The 6,735-nt window shown below is 61.0% G+C and carries 6 protein-coding genes; 2 read left to right on the top strand and 4 right to left on the bottom strand.

Translation table 11 applies throughout. The features are described from left to right. Nucleotides 1–920 precede the first annotated feature (920 nt). The 4 genes from QZY48_RS34145 to QZY48_RS34130 all read right to left on the bottom strand — a co-directional run bounded on the left by QZY48_RS34145 (nt 921) and on the right by QZY48_RS34130 (nt 3,095). Nucleotides 921–1,106, bottom strand: coding sequence for a type II toxin-antitoxin system PemK/MazF family toxin (locus QZY48_RS34145; RefSeq protein ID WP_295439162.1), 186 nt, complete (start codon nt 1,104–1,106; stop codon nt 921–923). Continuing rightward, entirely contained in the window at nt 1,094–1,363 is a 270-nt protein-coding gene (locus QZY48_RS34140) for a ribbon-helix-helix protein, CopG family (protein ID WP_295439161.1), read from the bottom strand. Before QZY48_RS34140 ends, QZY48_RS34145 begins: the two co-directional genes overlap by 13 nt. Nucleotides 1,364–1,785: 422 nt before the next feature. Beyond that, entirely contained in the window at nt 1,786–2,340 is a 555-nt protein-coding gene (locus tag QZY48_RS34135) for a hypothetical protein (RefSeq protein WP_295439159.1), read from the bottom strand. Beyond that, complete coding sequence (locus tag QZY48_RS34130; RefSeq protein ID WP_295439158.1) at nt 2,340–3,095, bottom strand: hypothetical protein; 756 nt, start codon at nt 3,093–3,095, stop codon at nt 2,340–2,342. Before QZY48_RS34130 ends, QZY48_RS34135 begins: the two co-directional genes overlap by 1 nt. A gap of 435 nt (nt 3,096–3,530) precedes the next feature. On the opposite strand from QZY48_RS34130, the gene QZY48_RS34125 reads away from it, so the two are divergent. Further along, the gene (locus QZY48_RS34125; RefSeq protein ID WP_295439157.1) at nt 3,531–3,731 is read left to right on the top strand and encodes a hypothetical protein; all 201 of its coding nucleotides are present in this window, start codon (nt 3,531–3,533) and stop codon (nt 3,729–3,731) included. A gap of 60 nt (nt 3,732–3,791) precedes the next feature. After that, nucleotides 3,792–6,599 carry an AAA domain-containing protein gene (locus QZY48_RS34120; protein ID WP_295439156.1) on the top strand — a complete coding sequence of 936 codons (2,808 nt, stop codon included), beginning with the start codon at nt 3,792–3,794 and terminating at the stop codon, nt 6,597–6,599. The last annotated feature ends 136 nt before the right edge of the window (nt 6,600–6,735 follow it).

The following is a 6,735-nucleotide window of genomic DNA, read 5'->3' as shown; positions in this document are numbered from 1 at the left end:
GTCGACCAACAATACATGCAAGCTGGTGACCTACTATGCTTAGTTAGAAAGCCAGCAGTCAGGATAGTTGCAAAAGATTAATAATTAAATGGTTTTATTGAAAGCGACCTGCCTCTACAAATATTTAAATTAAGGTACTTAACTGGTATCCCTTATCGGGAACTCATCGATGATGGGAAACGCGGAAAGCGAGTTATTCTTGAGCATGAAGGGGAGAAAGTTATCTGCATCACCCAAGGTACGGTTGGCGAGCTAACCATCGTCTGGAAAATTCAGAGAAGCCCAACCCTAATTTTGGATATGGATCAAGTTCGGCGGCTTGGGAGATATAGCGGGGAAATAGACGAATCCGTATTTCGGCGTAGTCTGAACAATAATTCATCGTATGTTTCAATGAGGAATATTGAACAAACGCACGCTGTCTCAAACGTTTCAGACGTTATGGGGTCCCGATCGTTTGGAGAAATGTTTGGGAAGTTAGGTAATATTTGGAAGACTGGCTTTTCAAGAGAGAATGCAGATCGTTATATCCTGCGTTCAAAATAACTTCGGGTGGATTTAGGGTTCCGGGGACAGTAGGGTTCCGGGGATAGGGCCGTAGATTGGGGTGACGAAGGAACCCCAACATCTTCCAGGCGCAGCCGCACTATGAATGGTAAACCGAGAAACGAAGGCAAGCAATGATCCCGTTCTCCGAGTGGGATAGGCCCAAGGGATACCAGGGACAGACCACGGAATAGCAAAACGTCCGACTACTCGCTACAGCCCCACGAGGCGCATGAGCCGGTGCGGAACGACCTCGATCTCGGACTCGGTCAATCGAGCGATCGGGGGGCCGCAGAGTCGGGTACGGCTGATGGCGCGGCAGTGCTCCACCAGCGCGAAACTCTCTGCCTTCAGGTCATCGCGCGGCGGTAAGGCTACAGCAGGGACGCACAGCGGGGCTCGGATCGGCTGCTTAAGGGGCAGACGAACAATACCGGGGAGTCGATCTCCAGGATCTCCGGCGCGGACAGCAAGGCCGCCGGACGGAGCTTCCCGATCTCCGCGCCCTTGGCCGGGTCGAGCCGCGCCAGGTAGATGCCGCCGCGGATCAGCCTTTCCACCAGGCTTCCCGTGCCAAAGGCAGCGGTTCGCCAAGCGCCGCGTCGAGGTCTTGCGCGAAACGGCGGGCCACGGGGTCGCAAGCCATGGCCCGCAAGTCCTCGGCCATGGTGCGGCGCTCTGCCGCCGCACGGGCTTGTGCGATCTCGCGCTCCAACGCCCGGCGGATCAACTCGGACCTGGACACGCCGAGCCCGCGCGCGACATCCAGGCTTGCAGCCGCCAACTCCTCGGGCAATTCGATGGAAAGGGCTACCACTGGAATCTCCGGCTATATCGCCGATCAGGCTACAATATAGCCCGTCGATCCTTCGCGAACAACTCCGCGATGGTGGGATCACAGGCCATCGAGCAGCCACTCCTGTTCCCGCAGTGCCCGAGCCAAGTCCCGCAGCTTGGGCCGGTACCCGCCGCATAGGCGTTGCGGGCGGACCGCTCTTCGGATCGCTGAGTGCGTCCTCCGTGGCGACGGTGAGTGCGGTCATTGGAAAGGGAGTCCCCCTCCAACAGCGACCAGAGCAGGGCGATGAGGCGCAAGGTTCCGTCCGAGAATTGATCCTCCCGGTGCCAGACGCCCTGAGGGCGCCAGTGGGCGTACCGCGCTTCCAAATGGGGCAGTCCGGTCATCTCGTCCCGGTTGAAACGCCCGGAATTCGACATTGGCATTGGCCTGCTCCAGGATCAGTCCTCGGGGTTGGCAGTGCCTTCGGCCGCGTCGAGCAACAGCGCCAATTGCGAGCTTTCCGGCGATAGCGGCAGGTCTTGGATGCGGACGACCGCAATCCCTGCACTCCGCGACAGGCGCGCAATGTCGTCGTCGTCGGAATAGATAGTCGACGCACCCGCCACCTTCGCGATGGCGATGATCTGGCGGTCAAATTTGATCTTGGCCCACGGACTCGTGGACCCGCTGCGCTTGTCCCCGGCGCCGATGGCCTCACGGATGGCGGCGGCGGCCTCGACCGCGGCGCGCTGATCGAAATCAGCAATCCGGAAAACCGCGCTCTTATTTAGGATTTCCAGATACCCCGGCCCTGCCGTGCCCGCGCGGACCAGCAACTCGCTCAAGGCCGGCGTGGGGACTACGACCTTTTCGCGGTTCTTTTCCAGCCTGCTAACAAGGTACTCGACGCGCTCTCTGACGCGGGGCACCGGTAGCCCGGTTTGGGGGTCAGTCGGCGCCTTGGCATCCGGGTCCAGCAGATAAAACAGCGTGGTGGCGTCCAGTACCACCATCAGTGAACCTCGCCCGGCCCGTGGCGAAGCTGTTGCAACTCGGCATAGGGATCGTCGACCGCTCGCCAATCGCTCCCCGGCACCCGCCGCAGTCGGGCGAGGACAACACCGAGCGGGCTGTCGTCGAGGGTCTCAAAGTCGGCGATGTCGAACCGCTTGAGCTGCCATGCGCCTTCCGCGTCGCGCTCCCAACGCCCGGCCCCATGCACCCGCAGCGGCGCTTCATAGAGGTGGCGCGCCAACCGACGGGCCATCTCGCGAGTGGCGAAACAATGGTGAACGGCGCACTCGTCTTCCAGGTGGACGGGGACGGTTTCACCCATGCCGCCGAGCCTGATCAGAACACCGTCGAGGCGACCGGGTTGACGAAAGGCGCCGAAGGTCAGGGGCTGGGGCTGGGGCTGCTCGCGGCCAGGGAACCGAATAATCTGCGCGCCGCCGTCCCCGCAAAGCTCGCCCGTCGCGTTGTCCTCGGCCAAGCGGCGATCAATGGCCTTGAAGGCGCTCAGTGCGTCGCCTGCACCCTGACCTTCGCTGGGCCTGAGGGCACGGATGCGGTCGCGGACCCTGGGGGCCGACTCCCGGTCGATCCGCTGAACCAGCACGGTGCTGCCGGGCTCCAGGCGCACGAAGTGAACGTGCTCCTGCTCGCCCAGCAACACGGCGAGGTCCCCCATGTAGTCAGCCAGACGCGCCATCGGAAAGGTCTCCGGCGTGAAGGCGTCGATCTTGAATCGGTACTCTGGTTGGTCCACGGTGGCCCCACTCGCTAGTCGGACGATCTTGCCGGGCAGCACGTCGGCCGCTGCCGGTGCATCGCGACGTATCCACCACGCCTGGGTTGCGCCGACCGGCCCTTGAAGGACGTTGACGAGGACGTGCCCGTCGGACCCTGACGGACCCAAGAAGTTTGCGCAATGCTTGTGTAACTCGGATTATAGCCCTTAGCGTCCGCTGAGCGCTTCGTCGGTCCGGCGATCCGCGGTCGGCCGAGTGGCACCGGCCTGGACCCTGGACCTGAAGCCGCCGGCTTGGCGAGCGGGCGCCCCGGTCTGGACTCGGACCGGACACCCGCCGCCAGATCGAACCGGACCGCTGACCCCAGCCCCCGCGCTGCGGTCGGATCGCGACAACCCAGGGCCGCCCCGCGGGACGACCGCCCGGCACCGCACGCAGTCAATGGACAGCCCATGGAAACGACGGCCCATTTCGAGAACATCACGCAAGAGATCGCCCGGCGGCTGAACGCGGCGGCGCAGGAAATCGTCGTGGCAGTCGCCTGGTTCACCGATCGGGACCTGTTCGACGTGCTGTGCCGACAGGCCGGGCGGGGCCTGCTCTGTGTTTACGGCGTGTTGTGTGTCGGCGGCATCCGCCGTTGCCAGGAATAGACATGGAAACGACGGCGTACTTTAGTAGCCCTGCACTGCGCGATTACCGGACCGCATGACATGGAACAAGCCGCATCCGACCGGCAGCCCCTCCGAGCGCCGCTCGACGAGTTTACGACGGCGCTTGAGCAGGAGATCACTGCCGCACAGGAAAATCTCTCGGCTACAGCCGTTGCCCTGACCGACGGCAAGCTCGTCGCGCCGGTCGGCGGTGCTTTCCATTACACCTTCGACACACTCGCGCGCGTCGGAGTGCCCCCGGATACCGAGGGTCAGCTCATCCTGCCAGACCGCCCAGACAATCCCATCGACGTGAGATTGGTTGAGATCGCCGAACTCAAGGTTACGCTCGCGGTCGCCACGCATATCGGCCGCGCCGTCCCGAGTGCAAAGCTGCAAACCGATCTGACCATGCTCTTGAAGCGGCTGATCGCTCGTATCGAAGAAAAGGCGCAGGAGGGTCACTCAGCGGCGGACCGGGTGTTGGGCAAACGTCCGCCGTCCGGAAAACCCGTTACGTTCACGGCCTTCAACTCGAAGCTCAACAAGGAGCAAAAGCAAGCGGTCGCGAGCACTCTCGGCCGAGATACCACATTCGTTTGGGGTCCGCCTGGAACGGGCAAGACCTACACCATCGGCGAAATTGGTGCGCAACTGCTTCACCTCGGTAAGACCCTCTTGATCGCCTCCCACACCAACACCGCGGTCGATGGCGCGGTGCTAAAGATTGCAGAAGCTCTCAAATGGCGATTCGAGGAGGGCGACATCGTGCGTGTCGGCGATCCCGTGAAACCGGAGCTTCGCAAAATCGACCGCACGGGCGACACCAAGATCATCATGCGCAGCATTGTGGAGAAGCGCGAGAGACTTCTGAAGCAGAGGCGCGACGAAGCGCAACAAGAACTCGACGCGACGAAGAAAGAATCGGGCGAGATGCAGCGTTTGTTGGAGATCGCGGAATGGTTGTTCGATGCACCCGACGATATTGCCGAGCTTGAGGACGAGGCCAAGCGCGTCTCGGCGCTTGTAGAGGAAGAACGAACCGCATCCGCTCGACTGTCTGTGCTTGTCGCCCAAGAGCCGCAGATGCGGCAGTTGGCAGCCGAAGCCGCTGGGCTTCTGGTTCCGGAGCGCGCCTTAAGCGACCTTCGCCGGTCGTTAAACGCGGCTTGCAACGCTCGCGACCGGCATTGCAACGAGAAGCTGGTTGCCGAAAAGCGATTGAACGAGGAGACAGGTCGGTTGGGTCTCAGCCGCTCCTTGGAACCAATACGGGAACGCGCGAGGAAACTGCCATCGCCTGAGGTTTTGCAAGGAATGGCCCAAACCGCGGAACAGCGTTGCGCAGACACCGCTCAACGCATCGCCGGTATAAACGACGAACTCCTGCGAGCCGATGAGCTACTAACTCGCGTCAGAAAGATGGGGACGATTAAACGCAGGTGGCTCAAGCTCCCGAAGCCCGAGGATCAATCCACCGAGGTGGAGCGACTTCGCTTACTCGCAAATGCAGCCCGTGAAGAGCTTACCGAACATGAGCGCCGCGCTGCTGACTATCGGCGTTTCGAGGTTGAAGCGCGGGAAATCGAACGCAAACTCGCCCCGCACTTGTCAGTGCCAGATCCCACCAAACAGCAGCAGTTGGTAGCAACTTGGAAAACACGAATCGGCGAAGCGACGGCTGCATGCAACGACGCTATCGAGCGGGCGAGAGCAGCAGAAGGGGCTGTCGCTCAAGCAGAAGCCGAAACCGATGCGTTCGTCCGTAAGCATGGGATGACGCCCCAGGAAGGCGCGCGCCGAACTGACGCATATCTCAGCGAGAAAGTCGCTCTTGAGCGGATGGTAACCGATGCCGCCGCGAAGCGACGGGATGCGGCCTTGCCTCTGCAGGAGGATCTGCGCGCGTTGTTGGGCGTGCTTGCGCAATGGGATATTGCCGAGCCGATGTCCGGGACCATTCCCGAGTTGCTTGACAGGCTTAGGGCGGCGGAAGCTCAGGGAAAGGTGAGAATCGCGCACACCAACCTTGAGCAGATTCGCATCGACGTTAACCAGTTGGCCGCCGAAGCGCAGCGCCTACAGGAAGAAATCAAGGACATCGACGAGCGCCTTAAGCGGATAGCTGCCGACCTGATCGAGAACGCCCGCATCCTCGCGACGACGCTTACGCGGACTTACTTGCGCAACGACATCCAATCGCGCACGTTCGATACGGTGCTAGTCGACGAGGTATCGATGGCCCCAATCCCAGCGGTTTGGGTCGCGGCGACCCTGGCGGAACGAGCGGTTGTGATGATTGGGGATTTTCTGCAACTTCCGCCCATTGTGCAGTCCACAGACGCCGCGGCGAAGACGTGGCTCGGAAAAGACTTGTTCGAGGTCAGCGGTATCAGTGGAGCGTGGCAGCTTGACCAGAAGATGCCCCGTTATTTCGTCGGGCTCCGCTGGCAACATCGCATGCACCCCGAGATTAGCGCCATCGTGAACGCGCTCGTTTATCGCGGCTCGCTGCGTGACGGCGATAAGGTAACAAGCCCCGAAGCGGAGCGTGGTCTGAGCGAATGGCTCAGCCCGGACTCGACTTGGACGAACCCGGTTCTCTTGCTCGATACGTCGCAATTCGGCGGATGGAATACTGCCCGTGACAAGAGCCGATGCAACCCGCTATCGGCCTTTCTCGTGGCACAGACGGTCCGCCAGATGTTGAGAATCGGTCGCCCGAAAGTGCGCGATGGACAGCCACGTATCCTTGCGATCAGCCCTTATCGGCCTCACGCGAGACTGCTACAGCTCTTGCTTCGCGACTACGGATTAGACGACGATGCCGTATCGAGCACTGTGCATAGCTTTCAGGGTAGTGAGTAGCCTAGCAAAAATAAGTTGTACATTCGCAATTCATGCGCCGGATTGGCGGGGCTTGACTTGATAGTTCCACTCGCCATGAAATTCATCGCATTCGATGACTACTTCTGCAAGTTCCTTGTCGGAGACTTTGATACCG

Origin of the sequence: uncultured Thiodictyon sp., from assembly GCF_903828115.1 — a bacterium.
In the GTDB taxonomy this organism is placed as follows: domain Bacteria; phylum Pseudomonadota; class Gammaproteobacteria; order Chromatiales; family Chromatiaceae; genus Thiodictyon.
This window is presented reverse-complemented; position numbering and strand designations above follow the sequence as displayed.

Excerpts from the sequence above, each read along its gene's own strand:
- QZY48_RS34135 (WP_295439159.1), bottom strand. The coding sequence starts at position 2,340 with ATGGTGGTACTGGACGCCACCACGCTGTTTTATCTGCTGGACCCGGAT.
- QZY48_RS34125 (WP_295439157.1), top strand. The coding sequence starts at position 3,531 with ATGGAAACGACGGCCCATTTCGAGAACATCACGCAAGAGATCGCCCGG.
- QZY48_RS34120 (WP_295439156.1), top strand. The coding sequence starts at position 3,792 with ATGGAACAAGCCGCATCCGACCGGCAGCCCCTCCGAGCGCCGCTCGAC.